Below are 24,104 nucleotides of genomic sequence, written 5' to 3' on the forward strand. Positions count from 1 at the left end.
AGAATCCATGATCATTTCTGCCTCTACCGACTATCGCGCCGCGGCCCAACGCAAGCTGCCTCCCTTCCTGTTCCACTATGCCGACGGCGGCGCCTACGCCGAGCACACCCTGCGCCACAACGTCTCGGACCTGGCCAGTATTGCCCTGCGTCAGCGCGTGCTGAAGAACATGTCCGAACTCAGCCTTCAGACCAAACTGTTCGACGAAACCCTGAGCATGCCAGTGGCCCTGGCCCCGGTCGGCCTCACCGGCATGTACGCCCGCCGCGGCGAAGTGCAAGCGGCGCGCGCGGCAGCTGCCCACGGCATCCCGTTCACCATGTCCACGGTGTCGGTTTGCCCGATCGAAGAAGTGGCCCCGGCCATCGACCGGCCGATGTGGTTCCAGTTGTACGTGCTCAAGGACCGCGGCTTCATGCGCAACGCTCTGGAGCGGGCCAAGGCCGCCGGGGTCAAGACCCTGGTGTTCACCGTCGACATGCCGACACCCGGCGCCCGGTACCGCGACGCCCACTCTGGCATGAGCGGCAAGAACGGCCCGCTGCGTCGCGTGCTGCAAGCCATGACCCACCCCGAGTGGGCGTGGGATGTCGGCGTGATGGGGCGCCCGCACGATCTGGGCAACATTTCCACCTACCGTGGCAACCCCACCGGCCTTGCCGACTACATCGGCTGGCTGGCCAACAATTTCGACCCGTCGATCTCCTGGAAAGACCTGGAGTGGATCCGCGAATTCTGGGATGGCCCGATGATCATCAAGGGCATCCTCGATGCCGATGACGCCCGTGATGCGGTCAGGTTCGGTGCCGACGGCATCGTCGTGTCCAACCACGGCGGCCGCCAGCTCGACGGCGTGCTGTCCAGCGCCCGCGCCCTGCCGGCAATTGCCGATGCGGTAAAAGGTGACCTGAAGATCCTCGCCGACTCCGGCATCCGCAGCGGCCTCGACGTGGTGCGCATGATCGCCCTGGGCGCCGATACCGTACTGATCGGCCGCGCCTTCCTCTACGCCCTTGCCGTGCACGGCCAGGCCGGGGTGAAGAACCTGTTGGAGCTGTTCGAGAAGGAAATGCGCGTAGCGATGGTGCTGACCGGCGCCAAGTCGATCAGCGAAATCACCCGCGACTCGCTGGTACGCGAACTGGGCGCCTGACCGCCCGCAAGAACGACCGCCTGATTGACCCGGGGCATGTGGCGCACAGACGCCACGGCCCCGCGAGGAGACTGCATGAGCCTGCCTGCCGCGTTCCTGCGTGATGCCGAGCGCCTGATCCCCGCCGAACGCCGTTTCGACGACCCCACCTCCACCCTGGCCTTCGGCACCGACGCCAGCTTCTACCGGCTGATCCCCAAGCTGGTGGTGCGCGTCGAGTCCGAGGACGAAGTGGTCGGCCTGATCAAACTGGCCCAGCGCGAGCGGGTGCCGGTCACCTTCCGCGCCGCCGGCACCAGCCTGTCCGGCCAGGCCATCAGCGACTCGGTGCTGATCGTGCTGGGCGATAACTGGAACGGCCGCGAAATCCGCGGCCAAGGCGAACAGATCCGTCTGCAGCCCGGCGTCATCGGCGCCCAGGCCAATGCCTGGCTGGCCCCCTTCGGGCGCAAGATCGGCCCCGACCCGGCCTCGATCAACGCTTGCAAGATTGGCGGCATCGTTGCCAACAACGCCAGCGGCATGTGCTGCGGCACCGCGCAGAACACCTACCACACCCTGGCCGGCCTGCGCCTGGTGCTGGCCGACGGCACGCGCCTGGACAGCGAAGACCCCGCCAGCGTCGCCGCGTTCGAGGCCAGCCACGCCGACCTGCTGGAAGCACTGGCCCGCCTGGGCCGCGAGACCCGCGCCAACACTGCACTCGCCGAGCGCATCCGGCACAAATACCGGCTTAAGAACACCACCGGCCTGTCGCTGAACGCACTGGTGGACTACGACCAGCCGCTGGATATCCTGCAACACCTGCTGGTCGGGTCCGAAGGCACCCTGGGCTTCATCAGTGCCGTCACCTACGACACCGTGCCCGACCACCCGCACAAGGCCAGCGCCCTGTTGGTGTTCCCCAGCGTGGAAAGCTGCTGTCGCGCGGTGACCGTACTCAAGCGCCAGCCGGTCTCGGCCGTGGAGCTGCTCGATCGCCGCAGCCTGCGCTCGGTGCAGAACATGCCCGGCATGCCGCTGTGGGTAAAAGGCCTGTCGGATAATGCCTGCGCCCTGCTGATCGAGTCCCGCGCCGCCAGCCAGAGCCTGCTGCATGAACAGCTGCAACAGGTGATGGCCTCGATCGCCGACTTCCCGCTGGAACAGCAGGTGGACTTCAGCGAAGACCCGGCCGTGTACAACCAGCTGTGGAAAATCCGCAAGGACACCTTCCCTGCTGTTGGCGCCGTGCGCCAGACCGGCACCACAGTCATCATCGAAGACGTCACCTTCCCCATCGAGCAACTGGCAGACGGCGTCAACCGCCTGATCCAGCTGTTCGACAAGCACCGCTACGATGAAGCGATCATTTTCGGCCATGCCCTGGAAGGCAACCTGCACTTCGTCTTCACCCAGGGCTTCAACAGCGCCGAGGAAGTCGCCCGCTACCAGGCCTTCATGGACGATGTGGCGCAGCTGGTGGCGGTGGAGTTCGGCGGTTCGCTCAAGGCCGAGCACGGCACCGGGCGCAACATGGCACCGTTCGTCGAGCTGGAATGGGGCCATGACGCGTACCAACTGATGTGGAAGCTGAAGCGTCTGCTCGACCCAAACGGCATCCTCAACCCCGACGTGGTGCTGAGCGAAGACCCGGATATCCACCTGAAGAACCTCAAGCCGCTGCCCGCTGCCGACGAGATCGTCGACAAATGCATCGAGTGCGGCTTCTGCGAACCGGTGTGCCCGTCCAAAGGACTGACCCTGAGCCCGCGCCAGCGCATCGTCATGTGGCGTGACATCCAGGCCAGACAGCGCGCCGGCATCGACACCCGCGAACTACGCCAGGCCTTTCAGTACCAGGGCATCGACACCTGCGCCGCCACCGGCCTGTGCGCCCAACGCTGCCCGGTCGGCATCAACACCGGCGAACTGGTGAAGAAACTGCGCAGCCAGGCTGCCGAGCACGAAAGAACCGCCGACTGGCTGGCCGAACACTTCCACACTGCCTTGGGCGGCGCGCGCCTGACCCTGACCGCCGCCAACACCGCACGCAAGCTGCTCGGCGCCCCACGCCTGGGCCGCCTGAGTGCCTCGCTGAACAAAGCCAGCAAAGGCCGCCTGCCACAGTGGACCCCGGCGATGCCACAACCCCTGCGCCCACTGGACTTCGGCCCGGCCAGCAACGACGCCCGCCCTCGGGTGGTGTACCTGGCCGCCTGCGTCTCGCGGGTGATGGGCCCGGCCTATGCCGACCGCGAGCAAAGCTCGCTGCTGGACAAGACCCGCGCCCTGCTGGAAAAGGCCGGTTACCAGGTGGTGTTCCCCGACAACGCCGACAGCCTGTGCTGCGGCCAGCCGTTCGCTTCCAAGGGCTACCCCGAACAAGCCGAACACAAGCGCCAGGAGCTGATCAACGCCCTCTTGCACGCCAGCCGCGGCGGCCTCGACCCGATCTACTGCGACACCAGCCCCTGCACCCTGCGCCTGGTGCAGGACCTGGGCGAAAGCCGGCTGGACTTGTACGACCCGGTGCGCTTCATCCGCACCCACCTGGTCGACCGCCTGGAGTTCACGCCCCAGGACGAGCCGGTGGCCGTACACGTGACCTGCAGCACCCAGCACCTTGGCGAAAGCCAGGCGCTGATCGACCTGGCGCGGCGCTGCAGCAAACAGGTGGTGATCCCTGAGGGCATACACTGCTGCGGCTTTGCCGGTGACAAAGGCTTCACCACCCCCGAGCTCAACGCCCACTCGCTGCGCAGCCTGAAGGAGGCGGTGCAGTACTGCAGCGAAGGCATATCCACCAGCCGCACCTGCGAGATCGGCCTGAGCAGCCACAGCGGCATCGACTACCACGGCCTGGTCTACCTGGTAGACCGCGTCACCCGGCCCCGCAGTATCTGACCCTGTGGGAGCGGGCATGCCCGCGAACACCGGCGCAGCCGGTGCCATACACCGCGCCGCCTGCTTCGCGGGCACGCCCGCTCCCACCGGTTCAGCGCATACCCCGAGCTAACCCAATTCCATGTGGGAGCGGGTTCACCCGCGAACACCGGCAAAGCCGGTGCCATCGCCATCCTCATTTCACTCCGCCACCATCCCGATTGAACCCCCGCCAATCCCCCGCAGTCCACCCTTACAGGCCCACCTTCCAGAGGCCCAGAAGGAGACTCCCATGAAAGGTACCGCGCTTTCGGCCCTGTTCGCGGCCGCCACCCTGCTGGCTTCGCCGGTGTTCGCCGCCGAAGACCTGTGCACCGCCAACCTGCAAAAGATCGACGACAGCATGGCCACCGCCGGCGCCACCTCCGAAGGCCTGGACAAGGCCATCACCGAGCACGTCGACAAAGCCAAGGCTGCCCAAGCCTCGGGCGACACCAAGGAATGCATTGCCATCACCAGCAAAGTCCTGGAGCGCCTGGAAAAAACCGAGAAAGGCAGCGGCACCAGCGGCGGCGGTAGCGGCGCGTGAGCCCAGAAGCGGGCGACCGGACCGGCTGTCGACGTCGCCCGCGCAATGGCGTATACTCCGCCTCACGTACCGTAAGGTGCGTTAGCTTAGAGCTAGTGTGGGGCCGATCAGGATTCGACGCCGGTAGCGAAACTCTAGGTGCATGCCGAGTTGGTAACAGAACTCGTAAATCCACTGTTGCAACTTTCTATAGTTGCCAATGACGAAAACTACGAGGGCTACGCTCTCGCTGCGTAAGCAGCTGAGCCCGCTCTCCTGGTAGCTTCGGCTCCAGCAATCATCAGGGGATGCCTGTAAACCCGAAATGATTGTCATACAGAACAGGATCGTCGTGTAGCACGTTGGGGGCAAAGCGACTAAAACTTACCCAACTCGTCCAAAGCACCCTGCCCGTCGGGCGGCTGCGGATTAACTCAGTAGACAAGGCTAAGCATGTAGTACCGACAGCGGAGTACTGGCGGACGGGGGTTCAAATCCCCCCGGCTCCACCAAATCCCAAAGAAGAAGACGCCCTCGGGCGTCTTTTTTTGTGCCTGGGGTTGGGGTGCGCGAGCCCCAAAATCAGATTTCACCCCTTCCGTGTAGGGCGTTTCCCAAAGATCTCCCAACGCCTGTTTTCCGTTGCGGTCGTTTTTTAGCGTTCTAGGCTCGGTGGGTCGTTGTTCATCAACGACCAGCTTTGACAGGCTGATGACGACCATACACACGGTTTTGCCTATAGCGGCTGTGTGTGGGGCACCTCGTGTGCGCCGGTTTGGTCTTCACCGGTCTGTCAACCCATACACGGCTGCCACCACTTGTTTGACAGCAAGCGACTTTGTCCTCCTGTTGCAGCGCTACCAGATCGACCACCGCAACCTGGCCGTACTACCCGAGGCGCAGCAACTGGTGGTTAGCAATCTCAAGGAACTGAAGCCCTGGCTATTGAATGACTGATTGTCGAGTGCCGCGGCGAGGGGCTTGATACCCCCAGCTGCCGTGCCGGGGTACCCCGCCGCACGTTTCATGATCGCCCCTCGCCCAGCAATACCTCTGGCATGGCCGGCAGCGGCCGGCTCAGCAACACGCCAACCAGTAGCGCAAACAGCAGCGCCGCCACACCGGCGACCAGTAACACAGCTTCGAAGCCTCCGATGAACGCCTGGCGGGCCAAGGGTGCCACCGTTTCCCGCAACCCGGGCTCAAGCAACGCCAATGCCGCCTGCAAATCACCCGCGGCAACCCGCGTGGCCATTGCGGCAACCTGGCCCGATTGCCCAGGCGCCACGGCAGCCATGGCCTCATGCAGCAACTGCCCACTATGTGCAGCCAGCACACCACCCAGCCCACCGATGGCCAGCACGATCGCCCCGAACCGCGTGGTTGTACTCAACCCCGAAGCCATGCCGGTGCGCTCACGCGGTACGCAAGCCATGATGTTCTTCTGCGTATCGCCATTCAGCAACCCGGCGCCCGCACCCAACACCAGGCTGGCGAGGGCGAATGCACCGTAACCGCCCTGCTGCGTGGCCCAGGCACACAGCAGGTTACCCGCCCCGACCAATACCAGCCCAAGTGCGAACACCTGCGCCGGGCTCAAGTGTGCAGCCAGGCGCATGCCCAGGCGTGGCGCCAGCAGCATGGCCACGGCAAACGGCAACATGCCCGCCCCTGCGGCCAGGGCTGACAGCTGCAGGCCGTTCTGCAAGTACAGCGGTAGCAGGGTCATCATCACCTGGGCGCAGGCAGCGTAGGCGAACATACCCAGCAAGGCACCAACGAAGCGGCCGCTGCGCATCAGCCGCAGGTCCATCATCGGCCGTTGCTGACTGCGCTCGACCATGACGAACAGGCCAAACAGGAAAGCGCTGATCACCAGCCGACCCAACGTTTGCGCACTGCCCCAGCCCACCTGGCTGGCATCGATCATTGCCCAGATCAGGTAACCCAGGCTGCCGGCGAAAGTCAGGCTGCCCCATGGGTCGAGCCGGGCCGCAGCGCTGTCACGGGACTCTTCGACACTGCGCAGCACCATCACTGCAAGCACTGCCACCAACGGCAGGTTGATGTAGAAGATCCAGCGCCAGCCAAGGGTGCTGGCGATCACACCGCCCAGCAGCGGCGCAAAGGTAATGGTGGCGCCCATGCAGGCGCCCCAGAAGGCCCAGGCGCGCATGCGTTCCTGGGGTTGATGGAAGCGGTGGCCGATCGCGGCCAGGGCCGAGGTCAGCAGCAGCGCTGCGCCAACGCCCTTGGTTGCCCTGGCCAGGTCGAGGAACAGCAAGGTGGGCGCCGCGCCGCAGGCCAGCGAGGCGATGCCGAACAGGGCCAGGCCGAGCAGCAGCATGCGGCGGCGGCCAAAGCGGTCGGCCAGGCTGCCAGCGGGCAGCAGGCAGGCGGCAAAGGCCAGCAGGTAGGCGCTGACCACCCATTCGATATCGGCAAACGAGCCGGACAGGTCACGGGCGATGCTGGGCAGGCTGACCGCGACGATGTTGGTGTCGAGGATGATCAGGGCGCAGACCAGGGAGGCGGTAAGCAGGGTGAAACGCGCAGAGGGCATGGTGAGGCTCCGGATGCAGGGCTGGTTGGTCAAAATGCCGGGGCTGCCTTTGCCGCCAAGCCATCAGCCTTGTAGTGTTGGCCTCACCATAACGCCGCTAGCCCCCAGGCTTGTTAGCCCCGGCGGCCCGCGTCATTACCCTGCAGGTAACACCCATGGAAATCCGCCATTTCCGCTACTTCCTCTGCGTCGCCCGCCACGGTCACTTCACCCGTGCCGCCGAACAGCTGGGTATCGCCCCGCCCACCCTCAGCCGGCAGATCCAGGACATGGAGCGCGAGCTGGGCGTGCGCCTGTTCGAGCGCAACCAGCGCGAGGTCAACCTCACCGCTGCGGGCCAGGCGCTGTTGGTCGAGGCCGAACATGCAGTGCGCCAGTTCGACGCCGCGCAACTGGGTGCGCAACGGGCAGCCCGAGGGGAAAGCGGGCGCATAGAGCTGGGCTATGTGGCTTCGGCCGCGTATTCGGGCATGCTCCAGCAGCAAGTCAGCCGCTACAGCGAAACCTGCCCCGCAGTGCGCATGAACATTCGCGAACTGCCCATGGCCGAACTGCCCGGCATGGTCCGCGACGGCTTGCTCGACCTTGCCTATGTGCGCTCGCCGATGGAGCTACCCGAGGAACTCGAAGCCATCGCCTTGCACCAGGAAGGTTTCGTCCTCGCCCTGCCCGCCAACTCGCGAATAAATGAAGTACCGCAGATCCCGGCCTCGCGCCTGGCCAACGAAACCTTCATCCTGCCCGAACAGATCTCCGGCACGCTGGAAGTGGCAGCACAAGGTGGTTTCGTCCCGAGGCTCGGCCCCCAGCCGGGCAGCCTGGTGGCGGTGATCACCTTGGTATCACTCGGCCAGGGCATCGCAGTGGTGCCAGAATCGGTGGTCCAGCGCGTCAGCCTGCCGCAGGTGAACTACCGGCGTATTGTCGACTGCCAGGCCAGCTCGTGGCTTAGCCTTATTCATCGACGTTTCGAGAAGGCGCCAGCGGCAATCAGATACATCGATATGATGAAGAGCTGAAAAAACAAAGGGCACCTATCCACTGGTGCCCTTTGCCCTACCGCCAGGTGAACTGAATCACCCCATCGAACGCACCCCCACAGGTTGCGCATGGCCCCGCGTGGTCACGATCCCCAGGAAGGAAATCACTATCGCCAGGCCCAACGTAGAGGTCACCTCCGCCCGGTGTTCAGGCGTGAACATCATGACTGCCAGCGCCCCGCCAATGAACAGGATCACCGCCCAGGTGAGGTACGGGAACAGCCACATGCGGAACTTCAGCTCGGTGTTTTCCCGCTCCAGGCGGCGGCGCATGCGCAGCTGCGAAATGGCGATGACCATGTACACCAGCAAGGCGATGGCGCCGGAGCTGGCCAGCAGGAACTCGAATACACCCTTCGGCGCGAAGTAGTTGAGGATTGCAATGGCCGCGCCGATCAGCGTGCTGCCGAATACCGCAGCGCGCGGTACACCGACCTTGGAGGTCTTGTTGAGCATGGCCGGTGCGTCACCGCGCTTGGCCAGCGAGTACATCATCCGCGAGGCAATGTAGATCGAAGAGTTCATGCAACTGGTCACTGCCACCAGCACCACCAGGTCGACCATGAAGGCCGCGTTGGGAATGTTCATGATTTCCAGCGCACGCTGGTAGGAACCCACCACCGCGAGCTGCGGGTCGTTCCACGGCACCACCGAAATGATCACGAAGATCGAGAGGATGTAGAAGGTGCTGATGCGCCAGATCACCGAGCGAGTGGCCTTGGCGATGTTGCGCGACGGATCGCTGGATTCGGACGCGGCGATGGTAACCGCTTCGGTGCCGATGAAGCTGAACATCACAGTGATGAACGCACCAACCACGGCCGACCAGCCCTTCGGCGCGAAGCCGCCGTGCTCGGCCATCAAGCCGCTAAGGCCGCTGACCTCGCGGTTGGGCAGCCAGCCCATCAGTGCGGCGAAACCCAGGCCGATGAAACCGAGAATGGCCGTGACTTTCAGAATGGCGAACCAGAACTCGAACTCACCATACTTGGCCACACTGAACAGGTTGGTACCAGCCAGCAGCAGCACCGAAGCCAGGGCGAATATCCAGCTGTCCACCTGCGGAAACCAGGCGTTCAGCACATGCCCGGCGGCTAGCGCTTCGATCGGGATGACCAATACCCAGAACCACCAGTACAGCCAGCCGATGGTGTAGCCGGCCCAGCGGCCGATGGCCTGCTCGGCGTAGGTGGAAAACGATCCGGTGTCCGGGTGAGCCACGGCCATTTCGCCGAGCATGCGCATGACCAGTACCACCAGGGTCCCGGCCACGAAATAGGAAATTATGGTAGCTGGCCCGGCTGCCGCGATGGCGTGGCCAGAGCCGACGAAAAGTCCGGCGCCGATGATGCCGGCGATGGACAGCATCGTTACATGACGTGGCTTGAAACCTTGTGCAAGGTTGCCATCAGATCCCACGGTGTTCATTGATGTTGTTCTCTTTTTGCTGACACAAGGATGGACGGGCAGGTGTAGGCGAAAATATCTCCTTTGAAATCAATAAGTCGACACGTTACTCGCGCTCTGTTGTTGATATTTGGCACGCGTCACAGAGCAACGTGTCAGTGCAGGTCGGGCTTCATTTAAGCCCCGCAGGGCTGTGGGAAATTACACGAGAACGCCCCGGAACTGTTCGATCACGACAGGGCATTTCCATGAACGCCAGATGTCGTGAATGGCTTGCCCGATCGCGTCACCAGGCCGTCTGGAGCTTTTGTTTTTCATTTGGGTGTGTTTGTGGCTGTACTGGCCCTTTCTGCCAGCCACAAAAAAGCCCCGGTCTCCCGGGGCCTCTGTTGCCAGGCGTCTGCCTACGCCTGCCCGGTACGCTCGAAGCGTCGGGCCAGCAACAGGTAAGCGAGGATCCCCAGCACGCCATGGGCGGCCACGAACCAGAGTGCGTTGTGAAAGGAGCCGGTGCTGGCCACCACATAACCGATCACCAACGGGGTGACGATACCAGCGATGTTGCCGATGCCGTTGAACACTCCACCGCACAGGCCAACCATCTTCTTCGGTGCCACATCCGACAACACCGCCCAGCCCACCGCCGCCAGGCCCTTGCCGAAGAACGCCAGGGTCATCAGGGCGATCACCGCGGCATTGCCGTCCACATAGTTGGCCAGCACCAGGCTGGTGGACAGCCCCATGCCGATGATGAACGGGGTCTTGCGGGCCTTGGACGGGTGCACCCCACGGCGGATCAGCCAGTCGGACACGAAGCCACCGAGAATGCCACCGGTAAAACCGCAGATTGCCGGCAACGCGGCCACCCAGCCGGCCTCCATGATGGTCATGCCACGGCCCTTGATCAGATAGATCGGGAACCAGGTGATGAAGAAGTAGGTAAGCGCGGTAATGCAGTACTGGCCCAGGTACACCGCCCACAGGTTACGGCTGGTGAACAGTTGCGCAAGCTCGGCCCGGGTCGGTTTGCTCTTGGCAGTCTTGCGTTCCTTTTCCAGGTCGACCAGGGCGCCGCCTTCACGCATGTAGTCCAGCTCTTCGGGGCTCAGCCCTGGCGCACTGTGCGGCTCGTGGTACAAGCGGAACCACACCACGCTCAGCGCCAGCCCCAGCACGCCCATCCAGATGAACACCTGCTCCCAGCTCAGCGCATGGGTCATCCACGCCATCAACGGTGCGAACACCACCACGGCCATGTACTGCGCCGAATTGAACAGTGCCGAGGCGGTGCCGCGCTCGCGGGTGGGAAACCAGCAACTGACGATGCGCGAGTTGGCCGGGAAGGCCGGCGACTCCACCAGGCCCAGCATGAACCGCATGGAGAACAGCGCCACGGCGGCGGACACACCAGCCAGGCCCATCCAGCCCACGGTCCCTTGCAGCAGGGTGAACAGCGACCAGAGGATCAGGCTGATGCCGTAGACCCGGCGGGCGCCGAAGCGGTCGAGCAACCAGCCGCCAGGCACCTGACCCAGGGCGTAGGCCCAGGCGAAAGCAGAGAAGATCATGCCCAGCATGACCGGGTCCAGGCCGAGGTCCTTGAGCACCTCGGTACCGGTAATCGACAGGGTGGCGCGGTCGGCGTAGTTGATGACGGTGATGACGAAGATCAGTGCCAGGACCAGGAAGCGATGGCGACCGATCCCGGCCACGGCCTGCGGTGCGGCGACGGCGGATTTGCTGTTCATGTGGACCCTCTTGCTTCTCGGTGGAAGCGATTGTTCTTGTGCGGAGAAGGTGTGGCCTTTGGGGCCTTCTGTTGCCTATGCCGGCCTCTTCGCGGCTAAAGCTGCTTCCACAGGGTCAGTGCAGTGTTCAGGGCATGCGCTGTTCCTGTGGGAGCCGGCTTGCTGGCGATGGGGCCTACACGCAATTCGGGGGAACCTCGCCACGGAAGCAAGCAGCGAGATTCGATAAAACCATCTGCCCCATTTCCAGCCGGGTTTGCAGCGTGGCGCTGCCTCGATGTGGCTGCAGAACGACCTGGTTCAGGTCACGCAGCGCCGGCGGCACATGCGGCTCGTGGACGAAAACATCCAGCCCGGCCCCGGCAATGCGCTGCTCCCGCAACGCCTCGACCAGCGCCTCTTCATCGACCAACTTGCCGCGCGCTACATTGACCAGGTACCCCTCCGGCCCCAGTGCATCGAGCACCTCGGCCGTCACCAGCACCTCGCCGCCATCGGCGGCAGCTGCAACCACCAGCACATCCACCGAACGCGCCAGTTCGACCAGATCGGCTTCAAAGCGGTAGCCGGTTTCTGGTTGCTCGCGCCGCCCGTTGTAGGCAATACGCATGTCGAATGCAGCGGCACGGCGAGCGATAGCCTTGCCCACCTCGCCAAGCCCGACGATGCCCAGTTCTATACCGCTGACCTTGCGCGCCAATGGCAGGTCTACCTTGCCCCACAGGCCATCACGCACCAGCCGCTCCCCCTCGCCCAGGCGGCGCAAGGTGCTGATGATCAAGCCCATGGCCAGGTCGGCCACATCGGCGGTGAGCACGCCCGGCGTGGTGGTGACATGGATGCCGCGGCTGGCCGCATGGCGCAGGTCCACGGCATCGGTGCCGATGCCGCTGATGGCGATGATCTCGAGCGCGGGCAGTTGCTCCATCAGCTCATTGGACAGGCCCTTGGCACCACCTGTAACCACCCCACGAATGCGCGGGCCGGCATCGTCGAGCAACTGTTGCGGGTTGGAATGCTGATACAGGCGATGTACCCGATAAGCGTTGACCAGCCGGGCATCGATGGCCTCTGGTACTGGCTGGGTCAACAGCACTTCGATGGGGTTCTCGTTCATGGTGCGCATCCGGCAGTTCGAAGACATGACTCGATGCTAGGCCGGCATTTGATACAGGTCTAATATAGATACTGGATCGAATAATTCAGGAATTGAATCATGGAGCTGCATCAGCTGCGCTGTTTCGTAGCCGTGGCCGAAGAGCTGCATTTCGGCCGTGCCGCCACCCGCCTGCACATGACCCAACCGCCCTTGAGCCGGCAGATCCAGCTGCTGGAACACACCCTGGGCGTGCTGCTGCTCGAGCGTAACAACCGCCAGGCGCGGCTGACCCTGGCGGGCCAGAGCTTTCTCGAAGACGCCCGTCGCATCCTGCAGATCGCCGAGTCGGCCAGCCAGTCGGCGCGGCGCATTGCTCATGGCGAAGCGGGCCGGTTGACCTTGGGCTTCACCGCAGTGGGAGCCTACAGCATGATCCCGCGCTTGCTGGTGCATGCCGGGCAGACGCTGCCGGACATCGAACTGGTGCTCAGCGAACGCGTCTCCAGCACCCAGGTGCATGACCTGGAGGCAGGGCTGATCGATGTTGGGCTGGTGCGCCAGGTGCTGCCCAGCGCGCGCGTGGAGTACCTGCCGATCCACCGCGAACCCTTCATCGCCGCCCTGCCCGCCGGGCATGCGCTGGCGGCACGTGAGCGGCTCAGGCCGAGCGATTTCGATGAGCAACCATTCGTGATGTACAGCGCCAACGAAGGGCGCTATTTCCATGACCGCATCGCCAACCTGTTTGCCCGGCATGAGGTGCAACCACGGTACCTGCACCAACTGGGGCAGACTCACTCGATACTGGGGCTGGTCAATGTGGGGCTGGGCTGCGCAGTGGTGCCGGCCTCGGCGCAGGCATTGCGCCTGGAGCAGGTGGTATTCAGGCCGTTGGTGGGGATGGAGCAGCAGGCGGAGATTTTCCTGGCGTTCTGCCGGGATAACCCCAACCCGGTGCTGGGGGCATTCGTGGCGATGGCGCGGAAGTTTTTCGAAGCAGGTTGATTTGTGCCTGTCTCTTCGCGGGCTCGCCCGCTCCCACAGGATAAATGCAGGCCTGGAGCCTGATGCAGTACCTGTGGGAGCGGGCAAGCCCGCGAAAGGGCCAGCAGCCTCAACGCACCAGGCAAGGCCGCTTGTTATCGAAGCTCCACCCCGGAATCAGGAACTGCATTGCCACGCTGTCATCCCGCGCGCCCAACCCCATGTTGCGGTAGCACTCATGCGCCTTGGCCAGCTGGTCTTCATCCAGCTCCACCCCAAGCCCCGGCCGCGCCGGCACGTGCACATGCCCATCGACGATGCGCAGTGGTTCACGGGTCAGGCGCTGGCCGTCCTGCCAGATCCAGTGGGTGTCGATCGCAGTGATTTCACCCGGCGCCGCAGCTGCCACCTGGGTGAACATTGCCAGCGAGATATCGAAGTGGTTGTTGGAATGCGAACCCCAGGTCAGCCCCCAGTCGTTGCACATCTGCGCCACCCGTACCGAACCCTGCAAGGTCCAGAAGTGCGGGTCGGCCAGCGGAATGTCCACCGACTGCAACTGGATCGCATGGCCCATCTGCCGCCAGTCGGTAGCGATCATGTTGGTGGCGGTGGGCAGGCCGGTGGCGCGGCGGAACTCGGCCATAACCTCACGGCCCGAGTAGCCGTTCTCGGCACCGCACGGGTCTTCGGCGTAGGCCAGCACATCGTGCTTGTCGCGGCACAGGGCAATGGCCTCCTTCAATGACCAGGCACCATTCGGGTCGAGGGTGATGCGGGCTTCGGGGAAACGTTCGGCCAGCGCCGTTACCGCTTCCATCTCCTCCTCGCCGCGCAACACCCCGCCCTTGAGCTTGAAATCGCTGAAACCATAGCGGGCCTTGGCGGCCTCGGCCAGACGCACCACCGCCTCCGGCGTCAGGGCCTTTTCGTGGCGCAGGCGGAACCAGTCGTCCTCGGCATCGGCTTCGTTGCGGTAGGCCAGGTCGGTCTGCTGGCGGTCGCCGATGTAGAACAGGTAACCGAGCATCTTCACCGCCTCGCGTTGCTGCCCCTCGCCCAGCAGTGCTGCCATCGGCACGTTCAGATGCTGGCCAAGCAGGTCGAGCAGCGCAGACTCGATGGCCGTCACCGCATGCACGGTGATGCGCAGGTCGAAGGTCTGCAGGCCGCGACCAGCCGAGTCACGGTTGGCGAAGGTATGGCGCATGGCATTGAGCACGCGCTGGTAATGGCCGACCGGCTGGCCGACCACCAGGCTGCGGGCGTCCTCCAGTGTCTGGCGGATCTTCTCGCCGCCGGGCACCTCGCCCAATCCGGTATTGCCGGCGCTGTCACGCAACACCACCACGTTGCGGGTGAAGAACGGGCCATGGGCACCACTGAGGTTGAGCAGCATGCTGTCGTGCCCGGCAACGGGGATCACGCGCAGCTCAGTGACCACAGGGGTGCTGGTGTAAAGGGTCTGCATGTTCATGGTTGTTGTCTCGCAGTCATCAATGGCTCTGACCCAGGGCCGAAGGGGCCTTGAGGTCATCGGAAGGGACGCCCTTTGGGCGAGTGCGTACGAAGAAGATGGCAATGGCCGCCAGCACCGAGGTCACCGCCAGGCCATACAGGCCGCCTTGGATCGAACCGGTCTGCTGCTCGAGCAGGCCGAAGGTGGTTGGGGCGACGAAGCCACCGAGATTGCCGACCGAGTTGATCAACGCGATCACCGCAGCGGCGATGCGGGCATCCAGGTAACCCTGCGGGATCGGCCAGAACAGTGACGACGCCGACTTGAAACCGATGGCCGCGAAGCACACCGCGACAAAGGCGAACACCGGCCCACTCGTGGTGGACATGAACATGCCGATGGCAGCGATCACCAGCGCACCTGCGACCCAGGCCTGCTGGAACTTCCAGCGCGCCGAGCCGGCGGCGAAGGCATACATGGCCAGGATCGAAATCAGCCATGGGATCGAGTTGAAGAAGCCGACCTGCAGGTCGCTGAGGTCACCCATGCGCTTGATGATGCTCGGCAGCCAGAAGGTAGCGGCGTAGATGGTCAGCTGGATGCAGAAGTAGATCAGGCAGAACAGCAGGATCTGGCGGTCCTTGAGCAGGCTCCAGGTCGATGGCTTGACCACGCCGACCGCTTCACGCTCAAACTGCTCGCGATCGATGGTGGCCACCAGTGCGTCCTGCTCGGCCTGGCTCAGCCACTTGGCGTCCTGCGGCCTGGAGTCGAGCCAGAAGAACACGAAGAAGCACAACGTCACCGAGGCCATGCCTTCGATGAACAGCATCCATTGCCAGCCATGCATGCCCAGCCCCTGGATCTGCATCAGCGCACCGGCCAACGGCCCGGAAATCAGCGATGCCAGCGCCGAGCCGCTGAGGAAGATGGCAATCGCCTTGCCGCGCTCGGCGGCCGGCAGCCAGCGGGTGAAGTAGTAGATCACCCCGGGGAAGAAGCCCGCTTCGGCAACGCCCAGCAGAAAGCGCAGCACGTAGAACTGGGTTTCGTTCTGCACGAAGGCCATGGCAGTGGCCACCAGCCCCCAGGTGAACATGATGCGGGTCAGCCACAGCCGTGCGCCGACCTTCTGCAGCAGCATGTTCGAGGGCACTTCGAACAACGCGTAGCCAATGAAGAACAGGCCGGCGCCAAAGCCATAGGCCGCAGCGCTGATGCCCAGGTCGCTTTCCAGATGCGGGCGGACGAAGCCGATGTTGACGCGGTCCAGGTAGTTGACGATGAACATGATGACGAACAGCGGCAGGACGTGGCGCTTGACCTTGGCCACGGCGCTGGCCAGGGCGTCGCCTTCATTCCGGGCAGACGGAGCGAGGGTATCGTTCACTTGCGGATCTCCCACTAATTGTTTTTGTGCGGGTCGAGGTTGTCTGACATGGCAGTGGGGAAGAGCATATGCGCAGCACAGTTGTACGACAAGGTCGCCAACATCGGTAAAATCACAAAATACAAGCTATCAAAATACGTATTAGCGTCGATCTTGCAAAATACACCAAGCTATCCGCTGACTTGAGTACAGGAAAAATCGGCAAAAAATATTTTTATCCGTTAACTTGTCGTACAAGCACAACAACAATTGGACTACACCATGGCCACCGAGCAAGCCCACAAACGCGGCCACAGCCGCGCCCATGACCTGGTCTCCAGGCTGACGCAACAGATCTTGCTGGGCACCTTCAAGCCAGGCGACAAGTTGCCCTCGGAAAACAGCCTGGTACGCGAGCATGGGGTCAGCCGCACCGTGGTCCGCGAGGCCCTGTCGAAATTGCAGGCCTCGGGGCTGGTGGAGCCACGCCACGGTATCGGTACGTTCGTGATGGAGCGCCAGGGCCAGGCCGGTCTGCGCATAGCTGCGGAAAGCGCGGCGAATGTGCGCGACCTGCTGGAGTTGCGCATCGGCCTTGAAGGCCAGGCCGCAGCCCTGGCCGCGCTACGCCGTGACGAGGGACACCTGACGCGCATGCGCCAAGCGCTGGATGATTACCAGGACCTGGCCGCCGCCGGCGACAGCTGCATCGAGGCTGACCGGCGCTTTCACCTGCTGATTGCCGAGGCCACTGGCAACCTGTACTTCACTGAAATGCTGTTGCAGCTGGGCAACGGCCTGATCCCGCGCAACCGAATGGCCCTGGCCGAACGCAGCGGGGCGAAGCTGGCCCGGCAGGCGTACCTGGCCAACCTCGAGCATGAGGCGATCCTCAATGCCATCCGCCGGCAGGACCCGGACGCGGCCCGGGCAGCGGTGTGCCTGCACCTGTCCAATAGCCGCGACCGGCTACTGCCCGAACAGGCCTGACACGATCCCCTGTAGGAGCGGCCTTGTGGCGCGAAGGGCTGCACAGCAGCCCCTGGATTTCAGCTACAGAATTGCAGGCCGGGGGCCGCTTTGCGGCCCTTTCGCGACACAAGGCCGCTCCTACAAAGAGAACCGCGTCGGGCCCTGCTACCAGGTCAGGCAGATCTTGCCGAAATGCCGGTTGCTCTCCTGATAACGGAACGCCTCGACGATCTGCTCCAGCTCGAAATGCTTGTCCACCACTGGCCGCAGGCCATTGGCATCGATTGCTCGCACCATCGCCTGTTGCTGGGCGCGGCTGCCCACCAGCACGCCTTGCAGGCGAATCTGCCGCACCAGCGCCTGCACCAGTGGCAACTGGCCAGCCACGCCGGTGAGGATACCGATCAACGACACATGCCCGCCAATGCGCGCGGCAATCATCGATTGCTCCAACGTCGCCGGGCCACCCACTTCGATCACATGGTCGACGCCGCGGTTGCCGGTCAGCTCGCGCACTTTCTCACCCCACGCCGGGGTGCTCTTGTAGTTGATCAGGTGGTCGGCACCCAGGGCCTTCAGTCGCTCCAGCTTGGCGTCGCTGGACGAGGTGGCGATCACCGTCGCGCCAGCCAGCTTGGCAAATTGCAGGGCGAAGATAGACACGCCGCCGGTACCCTGCACCAGCACCGTATCGCCAGGCTTGAGGTGATCGTCGCTCGTCAGTGCACGCCAGGCCGTGAGACCGGCCGTGGTCAGCGTGGCAGCTTCAGCATGGCTGAAGCCCCTGGGCGCCAGGGTGAAGGAGGTGGCGCGAGCGGTGACCTGCTCACGGGCGTAACCATCGATACCATCGCCGGGCACCCTGGCGAAGCCTTCCACATTGGCCTGGCCGTCGAGCCAGTCTGGGAAGAAGGTACTGACCACATTGTCGCCGACCTGGAACTCGGTGACGCCGCTACCCACCGCGACCACTTCGCCAGCGCCATCGGCCATGGGGATGCGCCGCTCGCTCGGGCCCCACATGCCGCTGACCACGGCGAAATCGTGGTAGTTGAGAGAGCTGGCGTGCAGGCGCACGGTGATTTCGCCGGCCTGGGGTGCGAGAGCCTCGCTGGTACCGACCTCGACCTTGTCGTAGCCGCCGCCGGGTTGTACGTAGATGGCCTTGCTGGTCATGGATAGGTCTCCGTTCAGGGAATAGATTGGGGTTCAGCATAGACAGATCCGGCCCTATCGCCGGCAAGCCAGCTCCCACAGGTATTGCACAAGTCTCAGCTCTAGTGGTGTCCCTGTGGGAGCTGGCTTGCCGGCGATAGGGCCCACATTGCCAACACAAGATTCAGCCCAGCATCACCTTCAATGCCCGGCAATCGGCCGCATGCCAATCCACCAGCTCCGGCCACGGATTGTCCGGCAGGTTCACCAGAACCGTGCGCGCCCCTGCGGCGCGCCCACAGTCCAGGTCAAACCGGTAATCCCCCACCATCACCAACTCACCCGGTGCCACACCCCAGGCATTGGCAATCTTCAGCAGCCCATCCGGGCTTGGCTTGGGCGCCGCTTCGTCACGCCCCAGAATGTGCTCCACCGGGAAGCAGTCCGCCAGGCCGATGGCCTCCAGTGTCACATGCGCCAACTCACGGGCGTTGCGGGTGAGAATGCCCAGCCGGCAACCACGCTCGGCCAGTTCGCGCACCAGTTCCACCGCCCCGGTGGCCGCCGTGGAAGCAATCGCCAGGTCGCGCTCGTGCTCCAGCAGCCAGGCATGCTTGGCTGCCGCTTCGTCCGCCGGCAAGGCCGCCAGGTGGGTGAGGATGTCGTGCTCGGCCGGGATATCCAGCGCCAGGCGGATAGCGGCAAAATCGTGCACAGCCACCGTCAGGGTGCCGTCCATGTCGAACACCCAGTTGCGCACCTCGCCCAGGCTCATGCCCAGTCCTTGCGGTGGCGAATCAAGCCTTCCTGGCAGGACGACGCCACCAGTTGCCCGGCCTGGTTGAAGATGCTGCCTCGGCAGAAGCCGCGGGCATTGCCTGCCCAAGGGCTGTCGGTGGCGTACAGCAGCCACTCGTCGGCACGCAGGTTGCCATGGAACCACAGCGAATGATCGAGGCTGGCAATCTGCATGTCACGCTGCCACACCGATTTGCCGTGGGGCAGCAACGCAGTGGTCAGCAGGCCGAAGTCCGAGGCGTAGGCCAGCATGTATTTGTGCAAGGCCGGGATATCGGGCAGGTTGCCGTCCGCGCGAAACCAGGCGTACTTCACCGGGTCGCCAGGCTTGGGGTTGAACGGGTCGCGCTCGGTGACCGGGCGGATCTCGATCGGCTTGGCGCACAGCACCTTGTCGCGAATTCGCTCGGGCAACTGGTCGGCCATGGCCCGGGCCAGCTCTACTTCAGTGGGCAAGTTTTCCGGGCCGACCACCTCGGGCATCTGCGCCTGGTGCTCGAACCCTTCCTCGTCGTACTGGAACGAGGCGCTGCAGGTGAAGATCGGCTGGCCCTTCTGAATCGCCGTCACCCTCCGGGTGCTGAAGCTGCCGCCATCGCGCACGCGGTCCACCGAATACACCACCGGCAGGCTGGCATCGCCAGGGCGCAGGAAGTAGCCATGCAACGAATGCACATGGCGTGCATCCTCGACCGTCTGGCTGGCCGCCGACAATGATTGGCCCAATACCTGCCCGCCGTACAACTGGCGGAAGCCCAGGTCCTGGCTGCGTCCACGGAACAGGTTCTCCTCGATGGACTCGAGGCTCAACAGGTCGACCAGGTCGTCCAACACATGACTCATCGGGGGTTCTCCTAGCAAGGCAACATGTCTCTACAGCACTCTCATGAAGGCAAATGATACAGGGTTTGTCATTCGCGCCGGGCATGGCCATGAATTCAGGCGTGCAGGGTACGCTCCCAGTGAGCGCGGTCGATGCGATACAGCACATGCGGGCGCAGCGGATGGCCCACGGGCAGGCGGGGGTGTTCGAAACTGCCGTTCAGATCCTGCTGCATACCGATGGCCTGCATGACCTTCTGCGACGGCAGGTTGCTCTCGCTAGTGAACGACACCACCTCTTCCAGGCGCAATTGGGCGAAAGCACAGCGCAGGCAGGTCCACGCCGCCTCGCTGGCGAAACCCAGGCCCCAATGGCGGCGTGCCAGGCGCCAACCGATCTCCACCGCCGGCGCAAAATCGGCATCGAAGGCCACGTGCAGCAACCCGGTCATGCCGATGAAGGCACCGCTGTCCTTGCGCTCCAGGGCCCAAAGGCCAAAGCCATACTCATTGAAATGCCCGCGCACGCGACCGATCAGCGCGGCTGCCTCCAGGCGCGTCAGCGGCGCCGGGAAGTAGCGCATCACCTGCGGGTCGGCACACAAGGCGGCGAATTCGCGCAGGTCGTCGTCGTGCCACTGGCGCAGCACCAGCCGCGCGCTTTCCAGTTGCAGGATAGGGGTCATCGGGCGTGCTCCGGTTTTAGCGTCTTGCAGTTTACAGCGTAGGCGCGGGTGCAGGTTTCACCCAGCCGGCGCGCCCGAATGCAATTTTCACACGCCCTTCACCGCCCCCCGACAGGCCTGTTGGCAGGATGCCAGCCAATACCGCCGCGCCAGCCGCGACCATGCCAACGGAGCAACGCATGCTATCGAGCAACACCCTGGGGCACCCTGCCATCCACGCCCGGCGCAAGCGACGCCTGACCCGCAAAGCCCTTGGTGCCGCTCTTGGCCTGTGCATGGTCGTGGCGGCGTTGAGCACCTGGTTGGCGACGAGGACGCACATCGTGGACCTTGGCAACGAACGGCAATTGAGTAACAGCGGCCTGCTGCAAGACTGGGCCGACGGTACGGTGATCGTGATGATCCGCCACGCCGAGCGCTGTGACAGCGCCCCTGGCCCGTGCCTGGACGACCCCACCGGCATCACCGTGGGCGGCAGCCAGGCCGCGGCTCGCGTTGGCCAAGGACTGCACCAGTTGGGTCTGGACAACGCCGATATGCTCAGCAGCCCGAAACTGCGCACACGGCAAACCGCGCATTTCATCCTCGGCCAGGCGGTGGCCAGCGAGGACTGGCTGGAAAGCTGTGACAGCCGGTTCGCCAGCGAAGCGCTGGCACACAAACGACCGGGGCATAACCTGGTGCTGGTGACCCACAACGGCTGCATCGACCATTTTGCCCGTCAGCAGAACGTTGCGGGGGGCGAGCGTGAGAGCGGCTATGCCAGTGCGCTGTTCGTTTCGGTGGATGGCAATGGCAGGACGCGCATCCTTGGCCGCCTGAACGAGCCGGACTGGCAACGGGTGCTGGCCAGTACCACGAAACAGCACTGACGCCGCTCCTGCCTGCCAGGGCAACTGCCTTTCACTGCCTTTTCTGGCCTCATCGCCGGCAAGCCAGCTCCCACAGGTATCCCATAGCCTTTTAGCCTTGTGCAGTAACTGTGGGAGCTGGCTTGCCGGCGATTGGGCAGCAAAGCTGCCCCAGCCATGGCAAGATCAGCACTGACCCCGATTGCGACCCCACCCATGCCGTTGCCGCTGATCTACCACGAAGACTACAGCCCGGAGTTCCCTGCCGAACACCGCTTCCCCATGGACAAGTTTCGCCTGCTGCACGACCACTTGATCGACAGCGGGCTGACCACCGACCAGGCCCTGCTGCGCCCGGACATCTGCCCCAACGACATCCTCGCCCTGGCCCACGACCGCAGCTACATCGAGCGCTACATGAACGGTGACCTGTCACGCGAGGACCAGCGCCGCCTCGGCCTGCCCTGGAGCGAGGCCCTGGCCCGGCGTACCGTGCGCGCCGTAGGCGGCTCGCTGCTGAGCGCCGAGATGGCGCTGCAGCACGGCATCGCCTGCCACCTTGCCGGCGGCACCCACCACGCCCATTACGACCACCCTGCCGGCTTCTGCATCTTCAACGACCTGGCCGTGATCAGCCGCTACCTGCTGGAGGCCGGCCGGGTACACCGGGTGCTGATCTTCGACTGCGACGTGCATCAGGGTGACGGCACCGCGCGCATCCTGCACGAGACACCAGACGCCATCACGGTATCGCTGCATTGCGAACAGAACTTCCCGGCGCGCAAGGCACAAAGCGATTGGGACATTCCCCTGCCCCGGGGCATGGGCGACATGGCCTACCTGAAAGTGGTGGACGACGCCCTCAACTACCTGCTGCCACTCTATCGACCCGACCTGGTGCTGTATGACGCCGGTGTCGATGTGCACAAGGACGACGCCCTGGGCTATCTGCAACTGACCGATGCAGGCGTTGCCGCCCGTGACGAAGCAGTGCTGCGCCACTGCATGGGCCGCGATATCCCGGTGGTGGGCGTGATCGGCGGTGGATACAGCAAGGACCGTGCAGCCCTGGCCAGGCGCCATGGCATCCTTCATCACAGCGCGGCACGCGTCATCGGTTGTTCACAATGACTGTGGAGCCGCTTGTGGATAACCTGCGGGAAAGGCGCTGCAGCCCTTTACAGGCAAGGCCTGCAAAGCTCTGATCATTTTTTGAGCAGTGCTTCCACAGACCGCGCTGCGCTAGAATGCGCCTCTTTTCCACAGCCTGCTGCCCACCATGCCTGATCTGAGCCCCGCCTCCCCTCCCCTCGCTGTCGTCATCGGCGGCGGCCCAGCCGGCCTGATGGCCGCCGAAGCACTGGCCCAGGCGGGCCTGGCGGTCGAGGTTTTCGATGCCATGCCTTCGGTGGGCCGCAAGTTCCTGCTGGCGGGTGTCGGCGGCATGAACATCACCCATTCCGAGCCCTACCCAGCATTCGTCAGCCGGTACGCCGAGCGCCAGGGCGAAATCGCCGCGCTGCTGCAGGACTTCGATGCCGACGCCTTGCGCCAGTGGATTCACGGCCTGGGCATCGAAACCTTCGTTGGTACCTCGGGCCGAATATTCCCCACCGACATGAAAGCCGCGCCCCTGCTGCGCGCCTGGCTCAAGCGCCTGCGCGACAGCGGGGTAGTTATCCACACCCGTCACCGCTGGCTGGGCTGGAATGCCGAAGGTGCATTGCGGATTGCTTATCCACAAGGCGAGCGGCTGGTGAAGGCTGCCGTGGTGGTGCTGGCGCTGGGTGGCGGAAGCTGGGCGCGACTGGGCTCGGACGGTAGCTGGCAGCCACTGCTGGCCGCACGCGCTGTGGATATCTCGCCCTTGCGGCCCAGCAACTGCGGTTTTGAAGTGGCAGGCTGGAGCACGCTGCTCAAGGACAGGTTCGCTGGGGCGCCGTTGAAGAACATTGCGCTCAGCGTTCCCGGCAGCGCGCCGCGCAAGGGTGAGTTCATCCTCACCGCACAGGGTGTGGAAGGCAGCCTGGTGTATGCCTGGTCAGCACTGGTGCGCGAGGCTATCAACCGCGACGGCCACGGGGTGTTGCTGCTCGACCTGTTGCCGGAAAAGCCTGTGGACAAGATTGCCCAGGCGCTGGCCAAGCCACGGGGTTCGCGCTCCATGGCCAAGCACCTGCACAGCCAGCTGGGTATTGATGGGGTCAAGGCTGCGCTGTTGCGCGAGCTGACCGATCAGGCGACGTTTGCCGACCCTGGTGCCTTGGCGAGGGCGATCAAGGCATTGCCGATCACGTTGGTGCGTACGCGGCCGCTGGATGAGGCGATCAGCAGCGCGGGCGGGGTGCGTTTCGAGGGGCTGGATGAGGGCTTGATGGTCAAGGGCATGCCAGGGGTGTTCTGTGCCGGCGAGATGCTGGACTGGGAGGCCCCGACCGGGGGGTATCTGCTGACGGCGTGCTTTGCCAGCGGCTTGCGCGCCGGGCGGGCGGCGGCAAGCTGGCTGAAATCCTGACACATACTCGATCCACTGTGGGAGCGGGCGTGCCCGCGAACACGGGCGAA

The 24,104-nt window shown here is 64.2% G+C and carries 19 protein-coding genes, 1 other RNA gene and 1 pseudogene; 11 read left to right on the forward strand and 10 right to left on the reverse strand.

All coding sequences use genetic code 11. From position 1 onward, the window contains the following. The first annotated feature begins 7 nt into the window (after positions 1-7). From lldD to CAF92_RS05110, 5 genes and pseudogenes are all read left to right on the forward strand, one after another. Entirely contained in the window at positions 8-1,153 is a 1,146-nt protein-coding gene (gene lldD, locus CAF92_RS05085; RefSeq protein WP_013974303.1) for an FMN-dependent L-lactate dehydrogenase LldD, read from the forward strand. A 75-nt stretch (positions 1,154-1,228) separates the two neighbouring features. Next, complete coding sequence (locus CAF92_RS05090; protein ID WP_085599591.1) at positions 1,229-4,039, forward strand: FAD-binding and (Fe-S)-binding domain-containing protein; 2,811 nt, start codon at positions 1,229-1,231, stop codon at positions 4,037-4,039. Positions 4,040-4,310: 271 nt separating this feature from the next. Further along, entirely contained in the window at positions 4,311-4,607 is a 297-nt protein-coding gene (locus CAF92_RS05100; RefSeq protein WP_013974305.1) for a hypothetical protein, read from the forward strand. Between the two features lie 99 nt (positions 4,608-4,706). After that, positions 4,707-5,098: a transfer-messenger RNA gene (ssrA, locus tag CAF92_RS05105) on the forward strand. Between the two features lie 334 nt (positions 5,099-5,432). Next, positions 5,433-5,543: pseudogene (locus CAF92_RS05110) on the forward strand (WYL domain-containing protein); the annotation flags it as partial. Between the two features lie 67 nt (positions 5,544-5,610). Here the strand turns inward: CAF92_RS05110 and CAF92_RS05115 are convergent. After that, positions 5,611-7,149: an MFS transporter gene (locus tag CAF92_RS05115; protein ID WP_085599593.1), complete on the reverse strand. Its 1,539-nt coding sequence runs from the start codon at positions 7,147-7,149 to the stop codon at positions 5,611-5,613. Between the two features lie 155 nt (positions 7,150-7,304). Here CAF92_RS05115 and CAF92_RS05120 point away from each other — a divergent pair, with 155 nt between their 5' ends. Beyond that, positions 7,305-8,168 (forward strand): LysR family transcriptional regulator, encoded by an 864-nt coding sequence (locus tag CAF92_RS05120; RefSeq protein WP_046613146.1) that lies wholly within the window; start codon positions 7,305-7,307, stop codon positions 8,166-8,168. Positions 8,169-8,225: 57 nt separating this feature from the next. Here the strand turns inward: CAF92_RS05120 and gabP are convergent, their stop codons facing one another. The 3 genes from gabP to CAF92_RS05135 all read right to left on the reverse strand — a co-directional run bounded on the left by gabP (position 8,226) and on the right by CAF92_RS05135 (position 12,461). Then, a complete protein-coding gene (gabP, locus tag CAF92_RS05125) occupies positions 8,226-9,617 on the reverse strand; it encodes a GABA permease (RefSeq protein ID WP_046613147.1) in 1,392 nt (463 codons plus the stop codon). A gap of 383 nt (positions 9,618-10,000) precedes the next feature. After that, positions 10,001-11,344, reverse strand: coding sequence for an MFS transporter (locus CAF92_RS05130; protein ID WP_085599595.1), 1,344 nt, complete (start codon positions 11,342-11,344; stop codon positions 10,001-10,003). 175 nt (positions 11,345-11,519) lie between these two features. Continuing rightward, a complete protein-coding gene (locus CAF92_RS05135) occupies positions 11,520-12,461 on the reverse strand; it encodes a 2-hydroxyacid dehydrogenase (RefSeq protein ID WP_085599597.1) in 942 nt (313 codons plus the stop codon). Positions 12,462-12,560: 99 nt separating this feature from the next. On the opposite strand from CAF92_RS05135, the gene CAF92_RS05140 reads away from it, so the two are divergent. Next, positions 12,561-13,448 carry a LysR substrate-binding domain-containing protein gene (locus CAF92_RS05140; RefSeq protein ID WP_080958385.1) on the forward strand — a complete coding sequence of 296 codons (888 nt, stop codon included), beginning with the start codon at positions 12,561-12,563 and terminating at the stop codon, positions 13,446-13,448. A gap of 109 nt (positions 13,449-13,557) precedes the next feature. Here the strand turns inward: CAF92_RS05140 and gudD are convergent, their stop codons facing one another. Continuing rightward, positions 13,558-14,904 (reverse strand): glucarate dehydratase, encoded by a 1,347-nt coding sequence (gudD, locus tag CAF92_RS05145; RefSeq protein ID WP_085599599.1) that lies wholly within the window; start codon positions 14,902-14,904, stop codon positions 13,558-13,560. Positions 14,905-14,923: 19 nt separating this feature from the next. Then, positions 14,924-16,276 carry an MFS transporter gene (locus CAF92_RS05150; RefSeq protein ID WP_085599601.1) on the reverse strand — a complete coding sequence of 451 codons (1,353 nt, stop codon included), beginning with the start codon at positions 16,274-16,276 and terminating at the stop codon, positions 14,924-14,926. Positions 16,277-16,537: 261 nt separating this feature from the next. On the opposite strand from CAF92_RS05150, the gene CAF92_RS05155 reads away from it, so the two are divergent. Further along, positions 16,538-17,245 carry a FadR/GntR family transcriptional regulator gene (locus CAF92_RS05155; protein WP_046613718.1) on the forward strand — a complete coding sequence of 236 codons (708 nt, stop codon included), beginning with the start codon at positions 16,538-16,540 and terminating at the stop codon, positions 17,243-17,245. Positions 17,246-17,392: 147 nt separating this feature from the next. Here CAF92_RS05155 and CAF92_RS05160 read toward each other — a convergent pair whose 3' ends face one another. The 4 genes from CAF92_RS05160 to CAF92_RS05175 all read right to left on the reverse strand — a co-directional run bounded on the left by CAF92_RS05160 (position 17,393) and on the right by CAF92_RS05175 (position 20,688). Then, a complete protein-coding gene (locus CAF92_RS05160; protein WP_046613153.1) occupies positions 17,393-18,403 on the reverse strand; it encodes an NAD(P)-dependent alcohol dehydrogenase in 1,011 nt (336 codons plus the stop codon). Positions 18,404-18,566: 163 nt separating this feature from the next. Continuing rightward, entirely contained in the window at positions 18,567-19,157 is a 591-nt protein-coding gene (locus CAF92_RS05165; protein ID WP_046613154.1) for an HAD family hydrolase, read from the reverse strand. Further along, entirely contained in the window at positions 19,154-20,023 is an 870-nt protein-coding gene (tesB, locus tag CAF92_RS05170; protein ID WP_046613155.1) for an acyl-CoA thioesterase II, read from the reverse strand. The genes CAF92_RS05165 and tesB overlap by 4 nt, the downstream gene beginning before the upstream one ends. Before the next feature lie 95 nt (positions 20,024-20,118). Continuing rightward, positions 20,119-20,688 (reverse strand): GNAT family N-acetyltransferase, encoded by a 570-nt coding sequence (locus tag CAF92_RS05175; RefSeq protein WP_046613156.1) that lies wholly within the window; start codon positions 20,686-20,688, stop codon positions 20,119-20,121. A gap of 179 nt (positions 20,689-20,867) precedes the next feature. Here CAF92_RS05175 and CAF92_RS05180 point away from each other — a divergent pair, with 179 nt between their 5' ends. The 3 genes from CAF92_RS05180 to CAF92_RS05190 all read left to right on the forward strand — a co-directional run bounded on the left by CAF92_RS05180 (position 20,868) and on the right by CAF92_RS05190 (position 24,054). Further along, on the forward strand, positions 20,868-21,560 hold the full coding sequence (locus tag CAF92_RS05180; RefSeq protein ID WP_085599603.1) for a histidine phosphatase family protein: 693 nt from the start codon (positions 20,868-20,870) through the stop codon (positions 21,558-21,560). Between the two features lie 195 nt (positions 21,561-21,755). After that, positions 21,756-22,670, forward strand: a complete 915-nt coding sequence (locus CAF92_RS05185) for a histone deacetylase (RefSeq protein WP_085599606.1) — start codon at positions 21,756-21,758, stop codon at positions 22,668-22,670. 148 nt (positions 22,671-22,818) lie between these two features. Then, positions 22,819-24,054, forward strand: coding sequence for a TIGR03862 family flavoprotein (locus CAF92_RS05190; RefSeq protein ID WP_085599608.1), 1,236 nt, complete (start codon positions 22,819-22,821; stop codon positions 24,052-24,054). Positions 24,055-24,104 lie beyond the last annotated feature (50 nt).

The organism is Pseudomonas sp. B10(2017), from assembly GCF_002113295.1.
Taxonomy (GTDB): Bacteria; Pseudomonadota; Gammaproteobacteria; order Pseudomonadales; family Pseudomonadaceae; genus Aquipseudomonas; species Aquipseudomonas pudica.

Excerpts from the sequence above, each read along its gene's own strand:
- lldD (WP_013974303.1), top strand. The coding sequence starts at position 8 with ATGATCATTTCTGCCTCTACCGACTATCGCGCCGCGGCCCAACGCAAG.
- CAF92_RS05090 (WP_085599591.1), top strand. The coding sequence starts at position 1,229 with ATGAGCCTGCCTGCCGCGTTCCTGCGTGATGCCGAGCGCCTGATCCCC.
- CAF92_RS05100 (WP_013974305.1), top strand. The coding sequence starts at position 4,311 with ATGAAAGGTACCGCGCTTTCGGCCCTGTTCGCGGCCGCCACCCTGCTG.
- CAF92_RS05115 (WP_085599593.1), bottom strand. The coding sequence starts at position 7,149 with ATGCCCTCTGCGCGTTTCACCCTGCTTACCGCCTCCCTGGTCTGCGCC.
- CAF92_RS05120 (WP_046613146.1), top strand. The coding sequence starts at position 7,305 with ATGGAAATCCGCCATTTCCGCTACTTCCTCTGCGTCGCCCGCCACGGT.
- gabP (WP_046613147.1), bottom strand. The coding sequence starts at position 9,617 with ATGAACACCGTGGGATCTGATGGCAACCTTGCACAAGGTTTCAAGCCA.
- CAF92_RS05130 (WP_085599595.1), bottom strand. The coding sequence starts at position 11,344 with ATGAACAGCAAATCCGCCGTCGCCGCACCGCAGGCCGTGGCCGGGATC.
- CAF92_RS05135 (WP_085599597.1), bottom strand. The coding sequence starts at position 12,461 with ATGAACGAGAACCCCATCGAAGTGCTGTTGACCCAGCCAGTACCAGAG.
- CAF92_RS05140 (WP_080958385.1), top strand. The coding sequence starts at position 12,561 with ATGGAGCTGCATCAGCTGCGCTGTTTCGTAGCCGTGGCCGAAGAGCTG.
- gudD (WP_085599599.1), bottom strand. The coding sequence starts at position 14,904 with ATGAACATGCAGACCCTTTACACCAGCACCCCTGTGGTCACTGAGCTG.
- CAF92_RS05155 (WP_046613718.1), top strand. The coding sequence starts at position 16,538 with ATGGCCACCGAGCAAGCCCACAAACGCGGCCACAGCCGCGCCCATGAC.
- CAF92_RS05160 (WP_046613153.1), bottom strand. The coding sequence starts at position 18,403 with ATGACCAGCAAGGCCATCTACGTACAACCCGGCGGCGGCTACGACAAG.
- CAF92_RS05165 (WP_046613154.1), bottom strand. The coding sequence starts at position 19,157 with ATGAGCCTGGGCGAGGTGCGCAACTGGGTGTTCGACATGGACGGCACC.
- tesB (WP_046613155.1), bottom strand. The coding sequence starts at position 20,023 with ATGAGTCATGTGTTGGACGACCTGGTCGACCTGTTGAGCCTCGAGTCC.
- CAF92_RS05175 (WP_046613156.1), bottom strand. The coding sequence starts at position 20,688 with ATGACCCCTATCCTGCAACTGGAAAGCGCGCGGCTGGTGCTGCGCCAG.
- CAF92_RS05180 (WP_085599603.1), top strand. The coding sequence starts at position 20,868 with ATGCTATCGAGCAACACCCTGGGGCACCCTGCCATCCACGCCCGGCGC.
- CAF92_RS05185 (WP_085599606.1), top strand. The coding sequence starts at position 21,756 with ATGCCGTTGCCGCTGATCTACCACGAAGACTACAGCCCGGAGTTCCCT.
- CAF92_RS05190 (WP_085599608.1), top strand. The coding sequence starts at position 22,819 with ATGCCTGATCTGAGCCCCGCCTCCCCTCCCCTCGCTGTCGTCATCGGC.